The organism is Streptomyces populi (genome assembly GCF_002911015.1).
Lineage (GTDB): Bacteria > Actinomycetota > Actinomycetes > Streptomycetales > Streptomycetaceae > Streptomyces > Streptomyces populi.
On sequence record NZ_KZ626889.1, the window covers coordinates 35,325 to 59,791 of the forward strand.

The 24,467-nt window shown below is 70.6% G+C and carries 22 protein-coding genes and 2 pseudogenes; 16 read left to right on the forward strand and 8 right to left on the reverse strand.

What is annotated here, in order from left to right:
• Positions 1-49 precede the first annotated feature (49 nt).
• On the reverse strand, positions 50-2,212 hold the full coding sequence (locus CW362_RS24295; RefSeq protein ID WP_103551648.1) for a tetratricopeptide repeat protein: 2,163 nt from the start codon (positions 2,210-2,212) through the stop codon (positions 50-52).
• A gap of 3 nt (positions 2,213-2,215) precedes the next feature.
• On the reverse strand, positions 2,216-3,916 hold the full coding sequence (locus CW362_RS24300) for a trypsin-like peptidase domain-containing protein (protein ID WP_162684200.1): 1,701 nt from the start codon (positions 3,914-3,916) through the stop codon (positions 2,216-2,218).
• A 248-nt stretch (positions 3,917-4,164) separates the two neighbouring features.
• Here CW362_RS24300 and CW362_RS24305 point away from each other — a divergent pair, with 248 nt between their 5' ends.
• The 3 genes from CW362_RS24305 (at position 4,165) to CW362_RS24315 (ending at position 6,449) form a co-directional block, all read left to right on the forward strand.
• Complete coding sequence (locus CW362_RS24305) at positions 4,165-4,836, forward strand: DUF2278 family protein (protein WP_103551650.1); 672 nt, start codon at positions 4,165-4,167, stop codon at positions 4,834-4,836.
• Between the two features lie 509 nt (positions 4,837-5,345).
• Entirely contained in the window at positions 5,346-6,032 is a 687-nt protein-coding gene (locus tag CW362_RS24310) for a YDG/SRA domain-containing protein (protein WP_103551651.1), read from the forward strand.
• 39 nt (positions 6,033-6,071) lie between these two features.
• Positions 6,072-6,449, forward strand: coding sequence for a hypothetical protein (locus CW362_RS24315; protein WP_103551665.1), 378 nt, complete (start codon positions 6,072-6,074; stop codon positions 6,447-6,449).
• 9 nt (positions 6,450-6,458) lie between these two features.
• On the opposite strand, the pseudogene CW362_RS24320 reads toward CW362_RS24315, so the two are convergent.
• Both CW362_RS24320 and CW362_RS24325 read right to left on the reverse strand, forming a co-directional pair.
• Positions 6,459-7,312, reverse strand: a pseudogene (locus tag CW362_RS24320) (IS5 family transposase).
• Positions 7,313-7,488: 176 nt separating this feature from the next.
• Entirely contained in the window at positions 7,489-7,989 is a 501-nt protein-coding gene (locus CW362_RS24325; protein ID WP_103551652.1) for a YfbM family protein, read from the reverse strand.
• Between the two features lie 508 nt (positions 7,990-8,497).
• Between CW362_RS24325 and CW362_RS24330 the strand changes: the two genes are divergently transcribed.
• The gene (locus CW362_RS24330; protein WP_103551653.1) at positions 8,498-8,980 is read left to right on the forward strand and encodes an NADAR family protein; all 483 of its coding nucleotides are present in this window, start codon (positions 8,498-8,500) and stop codon (positions 8,978-8,980) included.
• Here CW362_RS24330 and CW362_RS24335 read toward each other — a convergent pair.
• From CW362_RS24335 to CW362_RS44110, 3 genes and pseudogenes are all read right to left on the reverse strand, one after another.
• Positions 8,978-9,373 (reverse strand): annotated as a pseudogene (locus tag CW362_RS24335) (YxiG-like protein); the annotation flags it as partial. The gene CW362_RS24330 and the pseudogene CW362_RS24335 sit on opposite strands and share 3 nt — an antisense overlap.
• A gap of 156 nt (positions 9,374-9,529) precedes the next feature.
• On the reverse strand, positions 9,530-10,033 hold the full coding sequence (locus CW362_RS24340; protein ID WP_103551654.1) for a hypothetical protein: 504 nt from the start codon (positions 10,031-10,033) through the stop codon (positions 9,530-9,532).
• Positions 10,034-10,067: 34 nt separating this feature from the next.
• Positions 10,068-10,661 carry a hypothetical protein gene (locus CW362_RS44110; protein WP_206301042.1) on the reverse strand — a complete coding sequence of 198 codons (594 nt, stop codon included), beginning with the start codon at positions 10,659-10,661 and terminating at the stop codon, positions 10,068-10,070.
• A gap of 138 nt (positions 10,662-10,799) precedes the next feature.
• On the opposite strand from CW362_RS44110, the gene CW362_RS24350 reads away from it, so the two are divergent.
• A complete protein-coding gene (locus CW362_RS24350) occupies positions 10,800-12,167 on the forward strand; it encodes an SMI1/KNR4 family protein (RefSeq protein ID WP_103551655.1) in 1,368 nt (455 codons plus the stop codon).
• Between the two features lie 311 nt (positions 12,168-12,478).
• Here the strand turns inward: CW362_RS24350 and CW362_RS24355 are convergent, their stop codons facing one another.
• Positions 12,479-13,339: an SDR family oxidoreductase gene (locus CW362_RS24355; RefSeq protein ID WP_103551656.1), complete on the reverse strand. Its 861-nt coding sequence runs from the start codon at positions 13,337-13,339 to the stop codon at positions 12,479-12,481.
• A gap of 88 nt (positions 13,340-13,427) precedes the next feature.
• Here CW362_RS24355 and CW362_RS24360 point away from each other — a divergent pair, with 88 nt between their 5' ends.
• The 11 genes from CW362_RS24360 to CW362_RS24400 form a co-directional block, all read left to right on the forward strand.
• Positions 13,428-14,156, forward strand: a complete 729-nt coding sequence (locus CW362_RS24360) for a TetR/AcrR family transcriptional regulator (RefSeq protein ID WP_103551657.1) — start codon at positions 13,428-13,430, stop codon at positions 14,154-14,156.
• Positions 14,157-14,572: 416 nt separating this feature from the next.
• Entirely contained in the window at positions 14,573-15,613 is a 1,041-nt protein-coding gene (locus CW362_RS24365; RefSeq protein ID WP_103551658.1) for a porin PorA family protein, read from the forward strand.
• A 462-nt stretch (positions 15,614-16,075) separates the two neighbouring features.
• Positions 16,076-16,246 (forward strand): hypothetical protein, encoded by a 171-nt coding sequence (locus CW362_RS43430; protein WP_162684201.1) that lies wholly within the window; start codon positions 16,076-16,078, stop codon positions 16,244-16,246.
• A gap of 67 nt (positions 16,247-16,313) precedes the next feature.
• Positions 16,314-16,835, forward strand: coding sequence for a MauE/DoxX family redox-associated membrane protein (locus CW362_RS24370; RefSeq protein WP_162684202.1), 522 nt, complete (start codon positions 16,314-16,316; stop codon positions 16,833-16,835).
• A gap of 13 nt (positions 16,836-16,848) precedes the next feature.
• A complete protein-coding gene (locus CW362_RS24375; RefSeq protein WP_103551660.1) occupies positions 16,849-17,424 on the forward strand; it encodes a TlpA family protein disulfide reductase in 576 nt (191 codons plus the stop codon).
• A gap of 80 nt (positions 17,425-17,504) precedes the next feature.
• Complete coding sequence (locus tag CW362_RS24380; protein WP_240658003.1) at positions 17,505-19,331, forward strand: ABC transporter ATP-binding protein; 1,827 nt, start codon at positions 17,505-17,507, stop codon at positions 19,329-19,331.
• Complete coding sequence (locus CW362_RS24385) at positions 19,328-19,786, forward strand: S26 family signal peptidase (RefSeq protein ID WP_206301043.1); 459 nt, start codon at positions 19,328-19,330, stop codon at positions 19,784-19,786. Before CW362_RS24380 ends, CW362_RS24385 begins: the two co-directional genes overlap by 4 nt.
• Before the next feature lie 76 nt (positions 19,787-19,862).
• Positions 19,863-20,003: a hypothetical protein gene (locus CW362_RS43435; RefSeq protein ID WP_162684203.1), complete on the forward strand. Its 141-nt coding sequence runs from the start codon at positions 19,863-19,865 to the stop codon at positions 20,001-20,003.
• Between the two features lie 60 nt (positions 20,004-20,063).
• The gene (locus CW362_RS24390) at positions 20,064-21,140 is read left to right on the forward strand and encodes a HesA/MoeB/ThiF family protein (protein ID WP_103551667.1); all 1,077 of its coding nucleotides are present in this window, start codon (positions 20,064-20,066) and stop codon (positions 21,138-21,140) included.
• Between the two features lie 13 nt (positions 21,141-21,153).
• On the forward strand, positions 21,154-22,371 hold the full coding sequence (locus CW362_RS24395; RefSeq protein ID WP_103551662.1) for a hypothetical protein: 1,218 nt from the start codon (positions 21,154-21,156) through the stop codon (positions 22,369-22,371).
• Positions 22,372-22,418: 47 nt separating this feature from the next.
• Positions 22,419-24,467, forward strand: a 2,049-nt coding sequence (locus CW362_RS24400) for an AfsR/SARP family transcriptional regulator (protein ID WP_206301044.1), incomplete at its 3' end; no start/stop codon positions are given.

A 24,467-nucleotide genomic window follows, 5' to 3' on the forward strand; every position in this document is an offset into this window, starting at 1 on the left:
TCGCTGCGTGTTCTCCTGCGGAGCATGCTCGCTTCCTCGACGGAACGGGTCAGGAGCCTAGCCCGCCGGGTGCCGCTCCGGAACGGGAACGACTCGTTCTGCCACGCTTTCCCGGCCATCCCCATCTCGGTGCCGGACGCAGCCGGTTCGCCAGGTCCACCAGCGCGACGTACTCGCGCTCGGTCGGCGCGTGCGGGCCGAGGGCGCGGACCGCGCCGGACAGTTCGAGCCGGTCGTGGGTGTACAGGAACCGCGCGTACTGGATCTCGGCCCGCAGCGCGGCGGCCGCCGCCTCGTCCACGTCGAGGCCGGGCAGGCACTCTCCGGCCCGGGCCACATCGTCCTCGGTCGGCGCCGGGTGGCCCGGCTCGGAGAGGACCATGACGCGCAGGCGTACGGCTGCCACGCGTGCCTCGCGCTCGTAGCGGAACTCCTTGGCCAACTGCTCGGCGACGTCCACCGCCCTCGCGCGCTCGCCGTCCAGCAGCAGCACGCGGGCCAGACCGAAACCGGCCGCCCCGAGCGCGGGGGTGGTGTCGAAGACCGTGCCGTAGTGGGACCGCGCGACCGCGCGGTCCCCGCGGAGTTCGGCGCACAGACCGAGGGCGAGATGGGGCACCAGCTCGCCGGGAAGCGCCCTGCGCACCCGGGTGAACTCGACGGCGGCCCGCTCCGGGGATCCCTCGGCCAGCGCGATCAGACCGCGGTACCAGCCGGGCAGCCAGTGCCAGTCGGGCAGGCCCGCCGCCGCGAGCCGCCGTGCCGCCGACGCGGCGTCCTTCCTGCGCAGGGCGAGCCGGCTCTCCGCCAGCGCGCCGTCGGCCGAGCCGGTGACGCGAGGGTCGTCGGGATCGGACAAGGGCGCCGGGAGGACGGCCGCGACCTCGCCGGGGGCGGGGGAGAGGAACGGCCCGGGCATTTTCAGCAGGGCGTTCTCCTCCGCTCGCGCCCCGACCCAGTGGGCGAGCGGCCGGGCCGTGCCCAGACCGCCGTGCAGCGGTTCGGGCACCGAGCCGAACAGGGCGGAGGGGCGGGCCACCTGGCGACGCGTCGGCGGAGCCGCCACGACCTGCCGGATGACTCCGCTGAGCTGCTCCGCGAACTGCCGGGCCGACACGAACCGGTACCACGGCCGTTCGGGGTCCGTGGCACGCTCCAGCAGCAGACGGAGCGAGTCGGCACCCGGTGCGGAGCTGTCCGTCCAGCGGGAGCGGCAGACCTCGCGCAGGGTCATGCCCAGCCCGTAGAGGTCGAAGCCGGGAGTGGGGTGCCGATGTTCCGGATCGGTCTCCGGTGGCGCGTACGCCCTCGTGTACGCCACGACCGGCCCGGTGTCCCTCGTGTGGTTGCGCACCGCGCCGAAATCGATGAGCCGCACGCGGTCGAGCGCGCCCGTCGGGCTCTCCTCCCGGAAACGGATGATGTTCAGGGGCTTGACGTCGCAGTGCAGCAGACCCCGGGCGTGCAGGTAGTCGAGTGCCTGGAGGACGCGCACGCCGTGCGCCAGGAGGGTTTCGAGACGGTCGCCGTCGCGTGCCGAGAGCGGTTCGCCCGGCACGTACTCGAGAACGAGGTGCGGCCCTTCCTGCTCGTAGCCGAGGATGCGGACGATGCTGTCGTGCCGGAGACCGACGAGGACGTCCCGTTCGTGACGGGCGGTCCTGGCGACCGTCCTGTGCAGGGCCTTGAGGACGACGTCGGTCGCGAGATTGCGGTCGTGGGCGAGGTAGGCGGCACCGTACGCCCCCGAGCCGATGACGCGTGTGACGTCGTAGCGGCCGGCGATGGTGAGGCCGTCGGGCTGGGCGAAGTCGAAGCGGGTGCCGCAGTACGGGCAGAAGCCGGAGACCCGGCCCGGCTCGCCGTCGTGGCCGCGGCCGACCGGCTGCCCGCAGGAGGGGCCGGGGCAGAAGCGGTGCGCCTCGGCGACCGGGCCCGGCGCGACCGGCGGTACGTCCGCGGCCCGCGGGACCTGGTGGGGATCGACCAGGCCGAGGCCGTACCAGGGGTCCGGGCGCACCTGCACCACGCCGGGGCTCGTGCCCACCCGTGCCGGCGGGCCCGGGGCGGGGTCCGGTTCGGGGGCGCGGGGCGCCGGTTCCGGTGCGTCCCGTGCCGACGGCTGCCGGTCGCACACGTCGCAGAAGCCCTGTTCGTCGATCGTGCCGCGTCCGCAGTCGGGGCGGTCGCACGTCCGAGGGCCGATCCCCATGTGTCACCTCTCCTCGAGCCGTCGGTCGACCTCGTCGATGTAGTGCCTGACCCGGGTGCGGGCGGCGGCGAGGTCGATCGGCTCGGTGCGCAGCGCGCGGGCGGCGGGAGCGTGCCGCTCGGCGAGTTGCCGGTCCTCGGCGCCGAAGTACCGCGCGGCGCGGACCCGGTGCAGTTCCAGGGAGGCGGTGAGGTCCTCGTGGGCCGCGATCAGCCGGCGCAGGTCGTGATCGAAGCGGAGCAGGGCGGTGCGGGCGTCGTGGGCCCGGTCGTGGATCGCGGTGAGCTCGTGGCCGGGTTCCGCCGCCCGCGCGACGGCCAGCCGGACCCGTAACCGGGGCGCGGTGCGGGGCGGGAGCCGGGGCGCGGCGAAGAACCGTACGCCCCACTCCCGTTGCAGCGCGGACGCGGCGTCCTCCTGCGCCGCGAGCCGTTCCACGGCCGCGTGGGCCTCGGCGGCGGTCACGTCCCGGACGGCGTCCCCGCGCAGCGGTTCGGGGTCGAGGGACACGTCGTGGGCGAGGTCGGCCGGCGGCACCCCCTCGAAGCCGAGGACGAGACGGAGGCCGCGCGACCGGGCGCGGGCGGCCAACTGCCCCAGCAGTTCGCGCACCAGGGCCTCCGGGTCCTGGGCCCGGTCGACGCCGCCCACCACCAGACAAGCGGGCGGCCTGCGGCGCAGCAACTGCCGCCGCACCTCCTGGGGGTCCCCGCCGGGGAGTCCGAACCGGCCGGTGAGGTAGCCGCTGACGTCGGCGACCGACCTGGCACGTGCGTCGTAGGCCGCGTCGAAGGTGCCGAGCCCGAGGACGGTGTCACCGGGGGCACCGGTGAGCTCGGCGTCGGTGGCGGTGGCCCGGGCCGCCGGATCGGCCGTCCGCACCAGCCGGACGAGCCAGGAGTCACCGACGGCGCTCGTGCCGCCGGTGCCGACGACGACGGTGCCGCACCAGTCGCTGCCGAGCAGCCGGGTGAGTTCCCGCGTCAGCGCGAGCCGCAGCGGGTCGCCCAGCACGTCTTCGGTCAACTCGCCGCGTGAGGAGCCCAGTTCGTCGTTGCGGTCCCCGCCGGTGAACTCCTCGATCCGGGGCAGGTACGTCAGTATCGTCTCGGTCGGCAGCATCCAGGCCGCCTTCGCGTCGCCGTTGACGTAATCGGCCACCACGATGCCGATGACGCGGCCGTCGAACTCGCCGCCCACCGCCATCGCCCCGGCGCCCGAGTATCCGCGCTCGATCCACGGGTCGCCCTCGCGTATCCGCTTCAACAGGCCCCATTCGCCCTGCCGGTGGCCGGATCCCGCCAACCGCGCGTCCGCCCCCATGCCGAACGGTTCGTCACGGGGAAAGCCGTACACCTGGACCGTGCCCCCTGAGATGGGTGCCTTCCACAACGTGGTCCGGGTGCCGCAGCCGGCCGGCTCGTCGAGCTCGAGCAGTGCCACGTCGCCGCGCTGCGTGCCGTGCTCGTGCACCCACGTGCTGAGGGCCACGTGCGCGGTGCGGGTCCATTCCGGGCGGCACGCCACACTGCTGATCCGCACGTGGGAGGCGGTGCCCCCGGGCGCCGCCCCGGCGTAGCGGACGACATGCGCGCAGGTGAGCACGTGCCGGTCGTCGAGCAGTACTCCGGCGCCACAGGGGGTGCCTTCCTCGTCGTCCACCCTCACGCGCCACGGACGGTCACTGTGATGATGCAGCGCCATACGCCCAAGGTAGGGCAACGAGCGCCACATCGGACCGGGTCGGCGGGACCGACCGTGTCCCGGCCGTCACTTCGTCATCCTCACGGCAGCCGTCGGGTCCTGCCCCCGGCCGTGCCGCGGGCGCGGCGCGCCGCTGTTCGTCCAGGTGACAGGACAGCCGCCGTCGACCGGCGCGCTCCGACGGCATTCCGCTCACGGAGTGCTGTCGCCGTGATGCGCCGGGTGCGCACCGGTGATTCACTGGCGGCATGCCTCTGGAGCGCTACGGCGTGCTGTCGGGGACCTTGTACCGGCACTACCGCGACCAGCCGGACGACCAGGGCCGCTGGTTCCACCTCCATCTGGAGGTGGACGCCTCCGACGTGCGCCACCACTGCGCCGTCGACGTCGACAGCCATCAGTCGAACGTGGGCGTGCAGTGGAAGACGTTCACCCTGGACCCCGGCAGCCTCGGGCCGGTCCCGCTGCTCGCCCCGGGGTACCACGACCTGGTGTCCGTGCCGGACTCCGGAGCCCTGGACCACCTGCGCCACCCGGCGCTCGTCGACCGGTCCGGGGTTCTGTTCCAGCGCCGCCCGCCGTCCTGGCTGCGGGAACTCCTCGACCTTTTCGGGTCCCACCCCTGGCAGGCGGGCTCCAACGTCGACGCGGCCACCGTCCTGGAGTCGATCCTGGTACCGGGCCGTCCCGTCCTCGTTTTCGGCGAGCCCTTCGAGCACGATGCCGAAGGACAGCGCGGGATGCACAACATCCACCAGAACCAGGGCGATCCGGCCGACTCCCGCTGGGCTCCGGAGAACGGCCCCTGGCAGGACGGCGGGACGCTCACCCGGCACCCCGACGGCCGCTTCGAGGTGTTCCTGAACAAGTTCTCCAGCCAGGCGGGGGCCACGGACGGCGCGGGCCACCCCGTTCCGTGAGGGCGCGGTGCGGGAGGCCCGCGGCGAACGGGCCCGGCACCGCGGTGAACGCGTCATGCCCCGCGCCGCCGACGCGGAGAACATACGACCGGAGCACTCGCCCCGGGGGCAACTCCGCCGAGCGCGGGCGATGCTGTCGTAGACCCGCCGAGGAAACACGAGCCGCGGGAAGAGCCGGCCCTCGACGTCGAACTCGAACGAAAAAGACCGGAGCGTTTTCATGTCCCGGTGCGGGACGCGGACGGTGATGAAGGTGTCGGGAGCGTGCCAACCCGATCCGAAGGGGCTGATCCGGTTGATCCTCGCGTGGATACGGTTCCCGTAGACCAGAGCGGCACAGCCGTGTTCCCGGGCCTTCAACACCGCGACGATGCCGTCCCAGCGACTCCGCGCCCGCCTGGTTGGCGAGCGAACGGTCAGCGTGAGCGACTCCTCATCGCGTCTCGTCCGGCTGTCGGGTCACCGCAGTAGGAAGCCGCGTTGTCAGGGGCTCATGCGACGCTAGGGCCATGATCGGTGAAGTGCCCGACGTCGTGGTCGGCCAGCGGTACGAGAGCCGTCGTCTTGTGCATGAGGCTGGTGCCCACCGGCCCCTCCGGGCTCGAATCTGTGGGACGAAGAAGACTGGCGCTGAATCCATCATCGTGTCTGGTGACCACAAGGATGACGAGGACTCCGGCAAAGTCATCATCTACACCGGTCACGGGGGCCAGGACGCATCCAAGAACCAGGTCGGCAACCAGACGCTTGAGGACCCGGGCAACGCGGCACTGGTGACCAGTCACACGGAGGGCCTGCCCGTCCGCGTGATCCGAGGGGCACACAAGGGCTCCGTCTACGCGCCGGCCACGGGCTACCGGTACGACGGGCTGTACCGCGTCACCAGCTACGGCAGCAGGCTGGGCCTTGACGGCTTTCTCATCTGGCAGTTCAGGCTGGAGACATACCAGGACACCCCTGCACCGGAAGTGAATCCCGCGTTCACCGCCGCTCTTGACGAGATGAGGCGCGTGCGCAGACTCAAGCCGGACGATCGCGGGTCGGAAGCGTACGCGGAGTGGCAAGATCAGATGGCTACGGCCTTGGAGTCGATGACCGAAGTCCTGCCGGTCGAAGCTGATCGACTCTGGGCGCTCGCAAGAGCAAAGTCAGCCCGCCGGGAAGCGGTGGAGATTCGGTCCCGACGGTCGCCCTAGGGACTGTCTCTCAGATCCGTCCGTGAGATCGTCGTGCTCGTGGTCGAGTCCTGGGTGATCAATGACGGCGGCACCGTTCCTGTGTCGTCCGAGGTGGTGCTCGAGACACTTCGGGCAAGGGTCGACAGACGTCAGCTGGAGACATGGCTGAGCAGTTCGTTGGGACGATCGCTGGCCTTCGTGACGAACACCGACCGGGCGATGGTGATGTTGCTCAGGCAGGATGGTGATCCCGGCGAGCATGCCGTGGAGCCAGGAGCCGTGGGATCGAGTGAGGGGTTCGTTCTTTCCAACGGGCAGCACGACGAGTACCCGGACGAAGACACCGTGCCGATCGGTGAGGCGTTCAGGATCGTGGAGCACATTGTCAACGCGGGATCCTGGCCTGCGGACGCGCGCTGGGCAGTCGACCGCTGAGACAGCGGCTTATCGCCTGGCCCAGATGAGGATGGCGGCGAGGCGGAGTGCGGCCTGGTGGGCGATGGCGAGCTTGTCCGTCCGCATGGCCAGGCCGCGCCATTGCTTGAGCCGGTCAATGCATCGTTCGACCGTGTTGCGTTGTTTGTGTGCCGCGACGTCGAAGGCGGGTGGTCGACCGCCGGCGCGGCCTCGCCGCAGACGGTGGCCGACCTGGTCGGAGGGCTGAGGGATGACGGCCCGGATCCCGCGCCGCCGGAGGTGCTTTCGGATTGCGCGGGACGAATACGCGCGGTCCGCCAGGACGGCATCCGGTCGGGTCCTCGGCCTGCCGGGACCGCTTCGCGGAACACGGATGCCGACCATGACGGCCTCGAACGCCGGTGCGTCGCCCGCCTGACCTGCGGTGACATGGAGGGCCAGCAGCCGTGCACGGCTGTCACCGACAGGGTGGACTTTCGTGCTCAGTCCGCCGCGGGAGCGCCCAAGACCGTGATCGTCGGGTTCGGCACGGTCCAGTGCCCCCTTTTTCTGGCTCCGGCAGCATGCTGGTGAGCCCGGCAGACCGTTGAGTCCACTGACACGGTCCAGCCGATGTCATCGTCGGCCGCTGCCAGGACTGCGGCAAGGATCCGCTCCCAGGTTCCGTCCACGGCCCACCTGATCAGTCGTTTGTGAGCTGTTTGGAATGGTCCGAGCTGGTCCGGCAGGTCTCGCCAGGGCGAACAGGTTCAGTACTTCCACGCGATGGCTTCAAGGGTTCGGCGGTGGTCGGCCCACGGCCGACCACGGACCGGATCGGCCGGCATCAGCGGCTCGATCCGGTCCCACATCGCATCAGTGATCACTGATCGGACGGACACATCCGATCAACTGGTCAGCGGATCAAGGAGACACGCCCTAGGCGCCGAGCCGTCTCGGGACGGTGATTCCCAAGCTCAGAGCGCATGTCCGATTCCCGTCGCCCCGCTCCATCACAAAGCCCCAGGCACGCAACCCGGGGCTGCTGTGCTGTCCGAACCTCCGGGTGAGACCGGGGTCAGTCGAGCCAGACGAGGATGGCGTCTCCGTCTCGGGCGGCAGCACCGAAGAACTGGACCAGTCCGGAGTGGTACTCCCGTCCCCACTCCAGGGAGTCCGGGGTGTCCCATCCCAGGGGGTACACGTCGGCCCTATTGAGTTCCTCAGGGTCGAGGCCAACGAGCAGTTCGTCGTATGTCGTGCCTGCAAGAGCCTCGGCGCCTCGGCGAACGCGCTCTGCGGGTAGATAGCGCGGCGGTCCGTATCCCCAGTCCTCGGTCTCGGCGAAGCCCTCCTCGCCGTGGATGACATCGACGGGGAAATCGGTGCGCCGCAGGAGGAAGCCCAGCAAGGCCCACGTCTTGTAGGTGCTGAAATGACGAGCCTCGGCCGGCGGTGGTTCCGACTCCTCCTGAGCGTCTTCCGTCTCCTCGATGAAGTCGAGCGCCCAGTCAGGGTCCTGGATGGCACGCTCCAGCTCAGGCGCCGTAACACGGAAGTACTCACCGATCATGCTCATGGCTGGATGCTAGGCGTCGCCACTGACACCGTTACACCGGCGGACTACAGCCAAGGTTCACGTTACAGAGTGGGGGCACGGACTGAGTGTCTGTCTGCGCTACGACGCCCCCGTACCGAGACGGACGTCCACGGATGTTCGCGAACAGTTCTCGCAGGTCACGGATAGTTCCGCCCCAGGTCACAAGGTTGCTGGAGTGACGATCAGGGACAGCGGGCGGCAGTGGCCGTCTGCGCTCAGGTGGAGCTTGCTGGTGAACCCGCCCGCGAGCGGCCCAGGTCCTCATCTCCAGCACCACCTCCACCCGGCGGGAACGGCCGCAACCGTTCCCGCTCGGCACCACTCGGAGCACCCCGTCCCATGGCATGAAGAACGATCTAGTGCTCCGACCGGGAAGGTTCACCGGGTCGTTGGTGTGGTCAAGAGCTGGGCCTGGCGAAGAAAACTGGTTGCGGGGCTGGGGCATGCCTGACACGGTGCGGGTTTCCGCAACACCCGTGAGGTTCCCGTGACGATTTACTTCTATGGCGCTGACGAAGTCCCTTACGGGTGCTGCTCGAACTTCTCCGATCACGGCTTCGACCTCGATGGGCTCTGGTGGCCGACCTCGGAGCACTACTTCCAGGCGCAGAAGTTCAAGGGCACCCGCCACGTGGACCTCATCCGGCATGCGCGCACGCCGCTGCGGGCAGCTGAGCTGGGCCGTGACCCGTCCAAACCTCTACGAAGGGACTGGGAGCGGGTCAAGGACGACGTGATGCGCCGTGCGGTGGCAGCCAAGTTCCGCGCGCATGCCGATATCCGTGACATTCTGCTGTCCACCGGTGACGAAGAGATCGTCGAAGACACCACCACCGATCACTACTGGGGTCGGGGCAGGACCGGGAACGGCAAGAACATGCTCGGGCGGATTCTGGTGCGCACCCGTAACCAGCTGCGCGCCGAACTCGCCGAAACCTCCGACGGCGACGGCCGCCGCCCGAGGCGGTGATCCGGATTCGATGCGCACCTCGTGAAAGTCGATCCCAAGGGCCTTCGACCAGTGGCGGGTCGCCTCGGACTCAGGAGGGAGTTCGGCTCCCGGGTACACGGCGTGTCACTTCACACCCCAGACGTATCCGTCGAGGTCGACACCGGTTTCGCGGTCGATGAGCCGGTCGTCCGAGGAGACCCGCCAAGTCTCCGCAGATACCGACGTCTCACACCGGGCCTCAACGCAGTACCGGAAGAGATACCGCAGGTGGGACGGCGCGATGCCGGTACGGGGATCAGCCGTCACCTGGAGGACGACCTCGTAGTCGCGCATGTAGCTGGTGTATCCGTGGTGCACGACAGCGTGATCGAAGGTCTCGTCCAGCATCTGCTCAAGTACGGCGGTATCCATACCGCCCTTCTGCCTCACTGGGCAAGACCTTCGATGACGAGATGCGCGGGTGCTGGGCGCCGCTGTCCTCGGACCGCGTTTGAGATCTGGCCGGCCCAGGTTGTGTCGACGCGTTCGCTGTGCTCGCTGTTGGCGGATGCCTCGACAGGTCACCAGTCAGCTGAAGCCAAGTTCGGTGAAGGCGCAACCCCCGCGTTCGGCGTAGGGCAGTGCTTGCCGGGATGTGAGCCTCGGAGCCTGCCGGAAGTACTGATGGAAGCCCGAGGCCCGGAACTTCAAGTCAAACGTGTGGCCTTCGATGTGCCAGAGCGGACAGTGTGCAAAGTTCGGGCGGGGATCATTCGGCACCAGTCGGTGCACCCTGTCGACCTCCAAGTCCAGGGCTAGCCCCTTGAAGTCGAGGTCGCCCTCAAGGTCGAAGACATCTTCGAAGACGAGCGTCGCCGGAGAGACCCAGAACGAAAAGTGCGTTGCGGGCGGGACCGGGTGGACCCAACGGACGATGTAGTCGAGGTCGAGGAGAAGACGCGGCAGGATGTCGTCGGTCGGTTGGACGGACAGGCCGTGGATGGTGACGTCATGCCACCCCATGTCTTCGAAGTCCGCGTCGCTCCATGTGCTCTTGGAGAGACCTGAATCCTCGTGGCTACCGTTGCCCATGCCCGAATCCAAGCAGACACCTCGACGGAAGCAGTCACAGGCCGGGCTTGGACGAGAGGGGACGGGGTCCTGGGCGTGAGGCCGGTCGGCCTCGAGCGAGCCGACGGACCATGATGCCGATCATCGCCCAGCGGATCATGGTCTCGGACCGAGCCGGACCGGTTTCGTAGTCGCGGGCCGGGCGCTGGTGGGAGGTGATTCCCGAGAGTGTGCGCTCGACGGCCCACCGCTTCGACTGGACCTGGGAACCGCGCCGACCCGGGGCCTTGCGCACGATCTCTGGCTCGCGGCCGAGGACGGTACTGGTCCACTCCACGAGGCGTCCGGCGAAGCCTTGATCAGCCCGGATCTTCTGCACGCCCGGGTGGTCCAGGCGGATCCACAGCAATGAACGCTTCGCGCCGTCGCGATCCTGGATGTTCGCTGCGGCCAGGCCCACCCGCCACTCCGTCCGGCGGATGGCGGCGACCAGTCGCCCCAGGACGACGACCGGATCCACGCGCTCGGCGCCGACTCCGTCGAGCACCGGGGCTTCCGCGTGGAGCGGGGATCCGCCGTCCGTCTCCTCCAGCGACTGCGCCACCGCTGCGGCGTTCGGCGCGCGGAAGCAGCCGGTCAGAACACCCATCGCTCTTCTCCCGGCCCCGTGTCCGAGGAGGCAGTAGATCAGACGGAGCGGCAGTGTCAGCGGCCGGTCCTAGGATCGCCTCGCACGCAGTGATCAGGAGTGCTGCCGGCCAATCAACCGACCGAGCGGAGAGCGCCGTTGTCCTCGATACATGACTACGCGACCTGGGAGCCGCTGCTGCGGCTGGTGCGGGATTCCCGCGCGGAGCAGCTTGCCGCGCCGGGTGGTTGCTTCACGGGCCAGATCGGTCTCGGCAGTTGGACCCTGCCCGCGCCACAGCCGCGCCCAGCGCCAGGGCGATCCCTGCAAGTGGCAGACATGCAGGACCAGTTCACCGCCGTGGAACGGGTCCAGGCCGCCCTCAGGGCCGATGGCTCGAGCGGCGTTTCGTACATGGTCGAGACGGCGCCGGACGGGAAGACCGTGCTCCATGTCATCGACGCGGGGCCCGCCGTGGAACACGGTGGCAGGAGCCCTTTCGTGGGAGCCCTGCTCCTGGTCGAGGGCGCCGTTCCCGAGCCCTGGCGGCGCCTGCCCGAGGAGGTCCCGGGCGCGGCCCCGGCGCCGTCGGCAGACCCGGCGCTGCTGGAGCGGACCCTTCGCGAGCGGCTCCCCGACGCCATCGGTGCCACCGAGGAGGAGATGGCCGCGGCGGAGGTGCGTCTCGGTGTCACGCTGCCCGACGAGCTCAAGGCCCTCTACCGCGTCACCCGTGCGCGGTGGCAGGACCGGAGCGGCGACTACGCGGCGCAGGAACGCGTCAGCAAAGCGGTCGGCTGTGAGCTCTTCCCCCTGGACGGGCTCTACATCGCGGACGCCCGGTCCCGTCCCTGCCCTTGGCAGTTCGCTGCCGAGGACGCGGTCGTCACCGCACCGGATGCCGCCGTGCAGGGCCTCGTCGGTTCGCCCGGCTGGATCGCCTTCGGCGACAACGGTGGCGGCGACCGGCTGGCCCTCGACCTGACACCGGGCCCGGGCGGACACGCAGGGCAGGTCATCATGATCGACCACGAGCGGAGCATCGGGGCCGCACTGCGCGCCGACTCCCTCACCGACATGGTGGTCAACCACCGCGACGACTGGCGCTCGGACGACGACTGGAACCGTCCGCCGGTGGTGGCCCAGGTGAGCACCCACAGCCCGGGCGGCATGGCGGCCGCCGCCCGGCCCGAGCTGGAGGTGCTCCGGATCGGTGGTCGGAAGGGCGAGCCGGTCGGCCTCGCCCCGGTCGCCGGCCTCCCCCGTCTGCGGACGCTCACCGCCTCCCCGGGCACGCTGGCCGATCCCCTTGAGATCGCCGGGTTGACGGGTCTGGAGTACCTGAGCCTCGGCCTCGAGGAGTGGCGCGTCCTGCTCGACGCGGGCGCCGTCCCCCGGAGCCTGTCGGCCGCCGCCATCGATGTGCAGGGCGACCAGCACCCGCTGCCGGTCCTCGACCTCGCCAACGAGCTCCTCGCCCTGTGGGACCGCCCCCTGATCACCCGGACCGTCCTCGATGGATGGTGAGCCGGGCGTCGGGTGTGACACGAAGACCTCGGCAGGGGCGGTATCACGCGCCGGCGGGTCGGCGCGTGCGGGCCGTGGTGCAATGCGGCTGTGGTGGTGGGCGCGCGAGAAGGAGTCCGGCTCCGGTGCGACGTCCGCGATCGGCACGGGGCGGAGCTGACCCCGAGGACGTGGCCGGCGGGGCGGATGGCCACGCCCCTGACGCCCGCGTGCTGGTCCGGGACGTCAGGGGCGCATGTTTCACGGGACGATGACGGCGAGTTCGCCGGGTGCGTCCTTGCGGGCCCACACCTTCGGTGCGCCCCACAGGATCATTCGGCCCAGGCACGCTCCAGCAGGGCGCCGAAGGCGGCGGGCTCTCGCCCGATCAGCTCGGCCAGCGTCGGGTCGACGGCGGTGAACTCGCCGTTCCGCGCCGCTGCGAAGATGCTCAGCATCAGGTCGGCGATCGGGGCCGGGGCGCCGTGCGCCAGTACCTGCTCGCGGAAGGCGTCGTCGGGGACGACGGTGCGGGTGAAGGGCCGTCCGGTGGCACGGGACGCGATCTCGGCGACGGCGCTGAAGTCGAGCGCCGCCGCGCCGGTGAGCGGCGGGGTGGGTCCCTCGAAGCGGCCCTCCTCGGTGAGGATCGCCGCGGTGGCCTCGGCGAGGTCGTCGTGGCCGGTCCAGGTCACGGGGCCGTCGGCGGGGAGGGCGATGTCGCCGGTGCGGCGGGCGGACTCCAGGAACTGCAGGGCGCTGGCCGCGTAGAAGCCGTTGCGCAGCGCGGTCCAGGGCAGGCCGGTGGCGCGCAGCAGGTCCTCGGTCCGGGCGTGGTCACGGCATGCCTGGAAGCGGGAGTCGTGGGCGGCGCCCATCTGGCTGGTGTAGAGGATGCGGCCGACGCCGGCCTTCACGGCGGCGTCGACGGCGGTGCGATGGCCGGTGACGCACTCCTCGCCCGTGCGGTCGAGGGAGACGAGGAGCACCTGCTCGGCCCCCTCGAAGGCGTGCACGAGCGAGGCGGGGTCGTCGAAGCTGCCCTGCCGGACGCGGACGCCGCGGTCGGCGAGGTCCTTCGCCTTGCGGGGGTCGCGGACGCTGACGCCGACACGGTCGGCGGGGACGCGCTCCAGGAGGCGTTCGACGGTGCGGCGGCCGAGCTTTCCGGTGGCTCCGGTCACGATGATCATGAGGTTCTCCCGACGCTGTTTCCAGTGGAATCATTTCGACGGTAACACTGGAATATCGATGGAATCAAACCTTCGATATCATCGGTTCATGGTTACGCGCGACACCACCGACAGCCCTCGTCACCGCATCGTCGAGGCGGCCGTCGAGCTACTGGAGAGCGGCGGCCCGGACGCGGTGAGCACCCGCGCGGTCGCCGCCGCGGCCGGGATGCAGCCGCCGGCGATCTACCGGCTCTTCGGCGACAAGGAGGGGCTCCTCGAGGCCGTCGCCGAGCACGGCTACGCGCAGTTCCTGGAGAGCAAGCGCGCGCAGCTCGACCCCGAACCGCAGGACGCGGTGGAGGAGCTGCGCCGCGGCTGGGACACGGTGGTGGAGTTCGGGATCTCCCGCCCCGAGCTGTTCGCGGTGATGAACAGGGCCACCGGCCGGGGGGCGGACATGGCGCACCGTGCGGGCCTGGAGATCCTCCACGGCCGGGTGCGCCGGCTGGCGGCCGGGGGATGGCTGCGGGTCGACGAGGAGCTGGCCGCCCAGATCATCCAGGCCACCGGCCGGGGCGCGGTCATCACCTGGCACTCCACCCCGGCGGAACGCCGCAATCCGGCGCTGCTGACCGCCCTCCGCGAGGCCATGGTCGCCGCCGTCACCCGCACCGAACCGACGGTCCCCGCCGCGGAGGCCGGACCCGCCGCGGCGGCCCGCGCGCTGCGCGCCGCTCTCCCCGACGATGCCGACGTCCTGAGCGACGCCGAGCAGCACCTGCTGCGCGAGTGGCTCACCCGCCTGACGGCGGACGGTGGAGCTCCGCGCGCCTGATCACGCGTCAGGAGCCCCCGGTGCGGGGTGGACCTCCCGGTGGGAGAGTGTTCGGCGAAGCGGCGTCCACCGGGAAGGGCCGTGGGCGGCCGCACGGCTCCGGGGCGGGTCCGCCCGGTCTCCGCGACGACGACCGCGGGCCTGCCGGGGAACGTACGCGCATGGACACCCGGGTGCACGAGGCACCTCCTGTATTCGCCGATCTGCTGAGCGGCCGCTAAGCCGTCAGAGCGTCGGGCTGCGGCCTGGAGCGAGCCGTCCCGTGCTTCAACATTCTTGCGAGGGAAGGGCTGTTGAGTTCGCGCCAAAGCATTGACTGGCCGTCAGGCCCTCCCTAATTTACCTAGCGCTCGCTAAGTACCGCTGGGCGCACGCTGAATGGCAGCTCGCCGGCACCTCGCCCTGAGGAGAACGCCATGCGCAAGAGCACTTGGATCCTGACCGCGGCGGCCGTGGTCCTGGTGGCCGGGTCGGCGACGACGCGGTTCGGCGTCTATCCCGCCCTGCACCAGATACCGTCCGACGCCGACGGCACCTTCCACTACAAGGGCACCGCCTCCCTGCTCAACGCCTCCGCTCTGGCGGCCGGTGATCGCGCGCACGCGTTCCTCCACGACCTGCCGGTGACACTCGACCGGCGCATCGCGGTGAAGGACACCGACGGCCGGACCGCCGTGGTCCTCGACGACGCCGTGCTGCGAGGCCCGGACGGCAAGCCGCTGAACTCCGCCAAGCACGTCTGGGCCGTGGACCGGCGGACGCTCGCCGGCCGTCCGGCTCCCGCCGGCTCCGGCGCGGAGAAGCACACGGGGCTGGTCTTCTCCTGGCCGCTGGACCCCGAGAAGCGCGACTACCGTTTCTGGGACAGCGACATTCGGAAGACCGTGCCCGCCCGGTACACGGGCCAGGACTCGGTGGACGGGCGCAGCGCCTACCGGTACGACATCGAGGCGACCGGGCCCCTCGCCGACCCCGCCACGGTCAAAGCCCTGCCCGAGGCCCTTCCCCGGAGCTCGGTGGCGGCGCTCACCGCGGCGCTTCCCGGGGCTCAGAGACCCGGCAAGGCCGTGCTGGCGGCCCTGCCCGAGACCGTCCCCCTCACGTACGTCTCCACCACCGTGCGCACGGGCTGGGTGGACGCGAACACCGGCCTGAGTCTGAACGGCACCCTGCACCAGACGGTCCTCGCCCGGACGCGAAGCGCCGGTGGCACGGTCACGCTGTTCCCGGTGAGCGATGTCTCCGTCAAGGGCGTCGACGCGTCCGTGCGCAAGCAGGCCCACGACGCCGCCACCGCGCAGCGTGTGTGGTGGTGGCTGAGCACCGGTGCTCCGCTGGGACTGCTCGTGGCGGCCGTCCTGGCGGGGGCGTTCGCCGTCCGGTCCGTCCGTGAGAGGGCCACCGGTCCCGGCACGACCGAGGACGAGCCCGAGAGCACCCCGGCGCCGACCACCTGACACGGCCGAGCGCGGGCCCGAAGGCCCCCGGCACGATCACGGGCAGGTCCTTGCTGCACCCAGCGCAACCCGGAACCGGGGAAGGCGGAGGTGCCGGCGGGGCAGGACGAACGCGGCGGGGCCCGTCTCCAGGACGGGCCCCGCCGACCTGCGCCTGCCGGAGTTCGTTCACACCGGCGGCGCTCACATCCGCGTGCCGCCGTCCTTGATCGCTTCGCGGACGCGGACGCAGGCGCGCACCGGCAGATGTTCCGGATGCCCTCGGTGGTCGGAGCAGGGTTGGCGAGACTGCGAGGCACTCGTCCGACAGCCCCTTGTCCTGGGCGACGGCGACGGCGACGGCGGCGGTGGCGGCGGAAAGAACGCTGAAAGGGCCTGGAAAGTACGGCGGTGAAGAGTGGGAGCAGAGGCCGGGCCGGACAGGGAAGTCCGGCAGGCGAGTTCCGAACGAGGAGAGTGCCGATGTCCAAGATGTTCAGGGGCATGGTGGGCCGCATGGCCGACAAGCTGCTTCCCCAGACGTCCGCGGCCGCGGGGTGCGGGGGCTGCGAGACCTTCAGGAAGTCGAGCGGAGGGCAGATCTACTTCGTCAAGTGCTGCTGGACCCCCAGCTGCGTGCTGCGGTGCCCGTGAGGTGTCGCCGCCGCGCTGTGCGCGGCGGCGGCTCCACCCGCCACGTCGGACCTGACCCGAGGAAGCCATGCAAGTGGTCGAGGCGTTCGGCCAGCTGTGTCTGATCACGGTGTTCGCCTGGTCGAGCGGACAGAAGGCGCACGGGTTCCGCGTATTCCGCGCCCACGTGTCGGCTACGGTCCCACGGCTGGGCCGACTCTCGTCAGGAACGCTGGCGACGGCTGTTCTCCTGATGGAACTGGGTGTCGCCGCATCTCTGGCGGTGCGCCCCCTGGAACGTGCCGGGCTGGCTGCGGCCCTGCTCCTTCTGGCCGCTTTCACCGTCTACCTGCTCAACCTCGCGCGCACACGGCCGGACGCGTCCTGCGGCTGTGCGGGAGCGAGCGGCACATCGGTGTCGGGGGTGCACCTGTTGCGCAACACCCTCCTGCTGGCCCTGACCGCGGGCACCTGGTGGGCAACGGTCTCCACGAGTGGACCGCGCCTGTCCCACTACGCGCTCACCGCCGCGCCCGCGGCGGTCGTCGGCGTCACCCTGCTCCACCTCGCGGAGCTGGTCTCGCTCCTTCGTACGACGCATGTGAAATGAGAATGGAGTGCACATGGGCATCGCACTGTCTGCCCTCGGCCTGCTGCTGGCGTCCGCCGCCTGCGGCCTCTCCCTGGCCGTAGCGCTGCGGGTCAAGAAGCTCCTCGACCCGCTGACCGAGGAGGGACTGCTGAGCGGCCGGCGCGTGGAGGGGCCCGCAACGGGATCTCTGGTTCCTCGGCCGGGTGCCCTGGTCGGTGTGGACGGGACCCACGTGGAATTGCCCGCCGACGGTTCGCAGCCCTGGGTCCTGACGTTCCAGGCGGTCGGATGCACCGGCTGCGAGCAGCAGCTTCCGGTGTACAAGAAGTTCCTGCGGAACATGGCGCTGGACCGGAGCAGGGTGTTCTCCGTCGTCGTCGGCGACGAAGACGGGGTATCCCACTACGACGACGAACTCGGCCGGTACGCCCATGTCGTTCACGGGGCGGACAACGCGCTGCGGCTCGTGGAGGAGCTCGGTGTCTCGATGTTCCCGACCTACCTCGTCGTGGACGGGAACGGACGGGTGCTGGCCTCGCCCCAGAGCTCGGCCCGGCTGGCCGAGATCGGTGCCGGGCTTCTCACACCGGCTTCCGCGGGTGTCTAGCCCTCATGCCCGTACACACATCACGAAGTCCACGCGGCGGACCGGATCGTGCGACGGCCTTCGCGCCGCCGGGGCGGGGTGTGTCCCGCCTCAGGGGCGCCCTGTCCCTCGCCTACGGGTCCTCCGCCCCGAAACTGATCGCCTACGTCGTACTGGACCTGGTCGGCGGTGCCGTGCCGGTCGCCGTCGGCTGGCTCACCAAGATGGCTCTCGACCGGCTCAGCGGCCGTGCCCCGGCACACACCTTGATCACACTGGCTGTCGGACTGGCCGCCGTCGGCGTCGTCCAGGGCGTCGTCCCGCACGTCCTCACCTATCTGCAGGGTGAGGTCGATCGCGCCACCGGGACACTCGCCCAAGGGCGGCTCTTCTCCGCCGTGACCCGGTTCGTGGGGCTGGGCCCCTTCGAGGACCCGGTCCTCCTCGACAAGCTGCGCATGGCCAAGCAGGCGGGGAGGAGCGCGCCGGGCATGGTGGTCAAGGGGTCGCTGGGAGTCGTCCGGGCGGGCATCACCATCTCGGGATTCCTCGCCTCGCTCGTCGCGCTCGCCCCGCTGATGGCCGCCTTCGTCCTCGTCTTCGCCCTTCCCGTCCTCGCCGCGGAGATCGCCCTGTCACGAGGACGCACGCAGATGCTCTGGAGCATCAGCCCCCGGGAACGCCGTGAGATGTTCTTCGACCATCTGCTCTCCCACGTCGACGCGGCCAAGGAAGTGCGCCTGTTCGGGACCGGCGGCTTCCTGCTCGGGCGCATGCAGGACGAACGACGGGCGGCGGACGCCGAACGACGCCGCGTCGACCGTCGCGAACTGCTCACCCAGTCGCTCCTGGCCCTGCTCGCCGCGCTCGTCTCCGGAGCCGGCCTGGTCTGGGCCGTCCAGGCGGCGCGGTCCGGCACGCTGACCCTGGGCGACATCGCCATCTTCATCGTGGCCGTCGCGGGAGTTCAGACGTCGGTCGCCCAGACAGCGGCGAATCTGGCTCAGACACACCAGGCGCTGATCCTGTTCGGGTACTACCAGGAGGTGAGCGCGGCGGCGCCGGACCTGGAGCGCGCCGAGGAGCCACGCCCGCTGCCCGCACTGCGCAAGGGGATCGAACTCCGCGATGTCTGGTTCCGCTACGGAGAGGACCAGCCCTGGATCCTCAAGGGCGTCGACCTGGAGATTCCCCACGGCCAGAGCCTCGCCCTGGTCGGGCTGAACGGAGCCGGCAAGTCGACTCTGGTCAAACTGCTCTGCCGGTTCTACGACCCCACGAGCGGCGCGATCCTCTGGGACGGCGTCGACATCCGGGACGCCGACCCGGACGAACTGCGTCTCAGGACCACCGCGGTATTCCAGGACTTCATGCACTACGACCTCACCGCGCGGGAGAACATCGCCCTCGGGGACCTGACGGCACTGGACGATCCCGCCCGGATCACCGGAGCGGCGCGGAGAGCGGGAGTGCACCGGACGGTCTCGGGCCTCCCGCAGGGGTACGACACCCTGGTCACCCGCACCTTCTTCGGGGGCATCGAGGAGGACACCGAGACGGCGGGCGTCCTGCTCTCCGGCGGTCAGCTGCAACGGCTGGCCCTGGCTCGAGCCCTGGTACGCGAACGGCGCGACTTCCTGATCCTGGACGAACCCAGCTCCGGCCTCGACGCCGAGGCCGAGTACGAAGTGCACACCCGTATCCGCGAGTTCCAGCAGGGCAGGACCAGCCTGCTCATCTCGCACCGGCTCGGGTCCGTACGGGAGGCGGACCGCATCGTCGTCCTGTCCGAGGGGCGGATCGTGGAAGAGGGGAGCCACACCACACTGATGGCGCACGCAGGCACGTACGCACGCCTCTTCACGCTCCAGGCAGCCGGCTACACCGAGGAATCGGCCCAGCCCATCGCGGAAGGCGCCGCGCTGTGATCCGGACCGGCCTCCTGGCAGCGGTGAGCTGCGCCGGCCTGGCCGCCGCGGTGCTCCTGGTCCTGCGCAGGCGGCTCGTGTCGGTCACGGTCGTGGGGCACAGCATGCTTCCCGCCTACCGGCCCGGTGATCGCGTCCTGGTCCGGCGCGCGACGGTACCGGAACGCGGGGGTGTGGTCGTCGTGGAACAGCCGAGCACGGAACGCAGGGCCTGGGACCTGCCCCCGGCCGGACTGGGCAGCACCCGACAGCCCGTCACCGAGCGCCGGTGGCTCGTCAAACGGGTCGCCGCGACGGCGGGAGACACCTGGCTGACGGAGGCGGGCGGGACCGAGCGGGTGCCCCCGGGCCATCTGCTGCTGCTCGGGGACAACGCGGCCGTCAGTTTCGACTCGCGCCAGATGGGCCCCTTCCCGGTGGACAGGGTTCTCGGCGCGGTGTGGCGACGACTGTGACGTGCGCGAGCGGCACGCCGGCCGCCCATGGACTTCCGCATCCGCGGGAGAGGTACCGAACAAGAGGAGAAGGACCGTGAAGGAAGACATCCGCGTCACGCGGGACGAGGAACCGGTCGCGTTCGGCGAGGCCGAGGTGACGGGGCAGACCGAGTACATCGAGATCCGTCTGCTCGACAAGATCGAGACCATCCAGAACAAGCAGATCGATTCGTAGTCCGGTCGGTGCCGGTGAGCGACGCGCTCACCGGCACCCTCCCCAGGAAACGAGGTGCTCATGAGACAACCACGGGTGAAGCCCGAGCACGCGGCCCATCGGTTCGACGACGGAACCATCCGGATCGGCGGCGAACTGTACGGGATCGCGGCGGAGATCACCGACCCTGACGGCTGGGTCTGGGAAGCGCTGAGCCTCATGGACGGAGCCACCCCGGTCGAGCATGTCGAAGCCGAACTGGCCGCGCGTCAGCCGCGGTTGGGAGCCGACGGCGCACACGAGGTCGTGAAGGCACTGCTGAACTCCGGATACCTGGAGGACGCGGCCGCGGACGGCCGCCCCGAGGGTCTCACCGACGACGAGCTGGAACGCTACAGCCGTAACCACACCTACTTCCGCCGTGTCGACCTGCGGCCGGGCAGCGATCCCTGGGAGTCGCAACTGCGGCTCAAGAAGGCGCGCGTGAGCGTTCTGGGCGTCGGCGGCACCGGCAGCCATGCGGCCTGGGCACTGGCCGCCACGGGCGTCGGTAACCTGCACCTGGTCGACCCCGACCGTGTCGAGGTGTCCAATCTGACCCGGCAGGTCCTGTACGGCGAAGCCGACCTCGGTCGGCCCAAGGCCCAGGTCGCCGTCGAGCGTCTCCGCGCGGTCAACTCGGCGGGCTCGTTCACCTGCGACATCCGCAAGGTCGACACCGAGGACGCGCTCGCCGGACTCGTCTCGCGCTGCGACGTCTTCGTCCTGTGCGCGGACGAACCGCGCAACGATCTCATCGCCAAGATGACCAGCCGGGTGTGTGCCGGCCTGGGCGTTCCCTGGGTGGTCGCCGGATACAACGGTCCGCTGGTGACCGTCGGTGTGTACGGACCCGACGGCCCCTGCTTCGAATGCGTCGGAGCGGGAGAGGAAGCCAAACTCAAACCCGGTTGGCACCCGGACCTGGGAAGTACGGGGGCGCTCGCCCCGGCCGCGGGAATCTCCGGACAACTCATCGCCCACGAGGTGATCTCGCTGCTCACAGGAACGGGCAGGCGCCCGCCGGGCTATGTGCGGGGCGTCAATCTGATCGCCCCCGACCATGTGGTCGACGTACGGCATCCGGCCCGGCCGGAGTGCCCGCTGTGCAGTCGATGACGGAGCGGCGAAGGTGACGGCGTCCACGAACGACCACGAGACCGGTGTCGTCCTGCACGCACTGGAGTTCCGCCGCGACCGGGGCGAGTGGATCGTCGGCGCGCAGGGCGGCGAGCAGATCGTCGCCCTGCCCGAGTTGGGCATGGCCGCCGTTCGACTGCTGGCGGCGGGCAACACGATCGAGGAGACGAGACGCGGTCTGCGTGCGGACACCGGCCGTGACGTCGATGTCCGCGCCTTCGTGGAGCGGCTCGCGCAGGCCGGACTGGTGGTCTCCATCGGCGACCGGCGGTTCGCGACGAGAACACCGGCCGTGTCCTTTCCCCGGTTGCGCCCGCACCACGTGCGCTGGGTCATGAGCCCGGTTCTACAGGGCTTCGTCCTGCTGGTCCCGGTCGTGGCCCTGCTCGTCGCGCTGTCCCGGCCACGAGCGTTTCCGGCCTGGGGAGAGCTGCTGTGGAGCGAGTACGGCACGTTCACGGTGCTGGTGCAGAGCACGGTCGCCGTGTGCCTGATCGCTCTGCACGAGATGGCCCACCTCATGACAGCGCGTGCCGCGGGTGTGCCCGGGCGGATCCGTCTCGGGACGCGTCTGCAGTTCCTGGTGGCGCAGACGGAGGTGTCCGGGATCTGGCTCAGAAGCCGCAGGGAACGCCTCACGGTCTACCTGTCGGGGATCGCCGTGGACGGGATGGTGTGGGGCGGCTGCCTCCTGGCCCGCTGCCTCGGCGCCGACTGGGCGCTGCTGCCCGTGATCATGATGACGCTGCTCACCGCGCTGGCGGGCCAGTGCCTGCTGTTCATGCGCACCGACCTGTACTTCGTCGCCCAGGACCTGACGGGCTGCCGGAACCTGTACGGCGACACGGGACGCCGGCTGCGCCATGTCGTGGCGCGTCTGTGCGGACATCCCGCCGAGGACCCCCTTCGCTCCCTGCCCGCCGCCGAACGGCACTGGCTGAACGTGTACGCGCTGGGCGTGGTCGTGGGCACGGCGACCTGCGTGTTCCTCGGCCTCCGTGCCCTCACCGAGGTGACCTGGCCGCTGTTTCACCGTTCCCTCGGCCTCCTGTCGGGCTCCGCCGACCGGTGGGCCCGCCTCGACGCGTTGACCACCGTGCTCGTTCTGGCCGCGTTGCAGACCCTGTGGGCACGCCTGTGGTGGAGGCGGCACGCGGGCCGCGTACGCCGGGTGGGACGAGCCGTGCGCGAACGGCTCCGCAGGGGCTGACAGGACGTTCGTTGCCCACGAGGTGACATTGGTCTACTTTTCTGCTGGTGCCCAGAACCCAGCCTCGATTTCGCCTGCTCGGCCCTCTCGACGTCCGGATCGAGGAGAACGCCGTCACCCTCACGGGCCGGCAACGGGCTCTGTGCGCGATGCTGTTGCTGCACCCCGGCCGAGTCGTGTCGGTCGAGCGGCTGGCCCGGGGCCTGTGGGGTGAAGACCTGCCCAGCGCGTCGGCCTCCCGGGTGCGGGCACTGGTCGCGGAGGTACGCCGCGCCCTCGGGCCGGCGGGCACCGGTCTGCTGACCACCCGGCAGCCCGGCTACATGCTGCGGGCGGCCCCGGTCGAGGTCGACGTGTTCGTCTTCGAGGACCTGGTCAGGGAGGGCGCACGAGCCGGGGCGAGCAGCGCATGGGCACAGGCGTACCGCCACCACGACGAAGCCCTCTCCCTGTGGCAGGGCGACCCCCTCCCGGACCTGCCGACCATGGAAACGGAACGCCGGCGGCTCACCGAACTGCGCATCGCCGCCCTGGAAGGCCGGGCCGAGGCCGATCTGCAACTGGGCAGGTCCGCGGCCGCTGTCGCGGAGCTGGTCCGCCTCACCTCGCAGTACCCGCTCCGGGAGCGTCCGCACGCCCTGCTGATGCGCGCCCTGCAACGTGACGGCCGGACTTCCGAGGCGCTGTCCGTCTACACCACGCTGCGCCGCAGGATGGTGGACGAGCTCGGTGTCGATCCCTCCGACGAACTGGAGGCCCTGCACCGGCGCCTGCTGACCGGGAAGACCGCGGCCGACGCGACGGCCGTGCCCGCAGCCGCGCAGGAGCGACGCGTTCCCCGCCAACTGCCGCGTGCTCCGCGCCGGTTCGTCGGACGCAACGCGGAACTGCGCCGGCTCGACGCGTCCCGGCCGGCTCCGGAGGGACTCGCCCTGGTCGTGGGGCCGGCCGGGGCCGGCAAGACGGCGCTCGCCCTGTACTGGGCGCACCGGATCGCGAGCGGCTTCCCCGACGGCCAGCTCTTCCTCGACATGCGGGGATTCGACGCCGCCGCGGAGCCCATGACCGCGGAGGAAGCCCTCCCGCTGCTGTTGCAGGGACTGGGCAGCGCACCGCGTGACATCCCGCTGGGCCTCGAAGCGCAAACCGCGCTGTACCGAACACTTCTGGCGGAGCGGCAGGTGCTCATCGTCCTCGACGACGTCGCGGACGCATCCGTGGTACGGCGTCTTCTGCCCGCCACCAGCGGATCCCTGACCGTGGTGACGAGCCGGCACAAACTGAGCGGGCTGGTGACCCTGGACGGTGCTCACCGGGTGCTCTGCGATCTGCTGGACAGCGGTGAGGCGCTGGAACTGCTCGGCGTGGCGGTGGGGCCGCAGGCCGTCGCCGACGCCCCGGAGGCCGCCGCCCGCCTGGTCGAACTCTGTGACCGTCTGCCGTTGGCGCTGTGCGTCGCCGGTTCCTGGATCGGTGACCGGCCCGGGAACATCGAGACCTACGTCGAGGAGCTCGCGGAGCGGGGGCGTCTGGCGCGACTGCACGTGGAAGGCGAGGAGAGCGTTGCCGTGAGGGGCGCGCTCGACCTGTCGTACGCCACGCTGCCCGACGAGGCGAAGCGGGTGTTCCGTTCTCTCGGTCTCGTACCGGGCACCGGGCGCTCGGTTCGCGCCGTGGCCGCCGCCGCGGGGCTGGACGGTACTCGGACCGCCGACCTCCTCGGCCTGGCCCAGCGGGTCCATCTCGTGCGCAACAGTGAGGACGGCCGGCCGGCCTGGCACGACCTCGTGCACGAGTACGCCAGGGAAAGGGCGTTCGCCGAGGACGGCCAAGCGGAACGGGACGAGACCGTCGACCGCCTCCTCGACCACTATCTGCAGAGCGTCGTCAACGCGGCCGCCGCATGCGGCATGTACGTCCCCCACAGCCGTCCGGCCGCCGTCGACGGCTCGACCCCACGCGTCTTTCGGACACAAGAGGAAGCTGTCGACTGGTTCGACGCCGAATGGGACGACATCGCGGCAGCGATCGGGCACGCGGCGGAGCAAGGCCCCGCCCGCTACACATGGCAGCTCGTGGACGCCCTGCAGGACCTG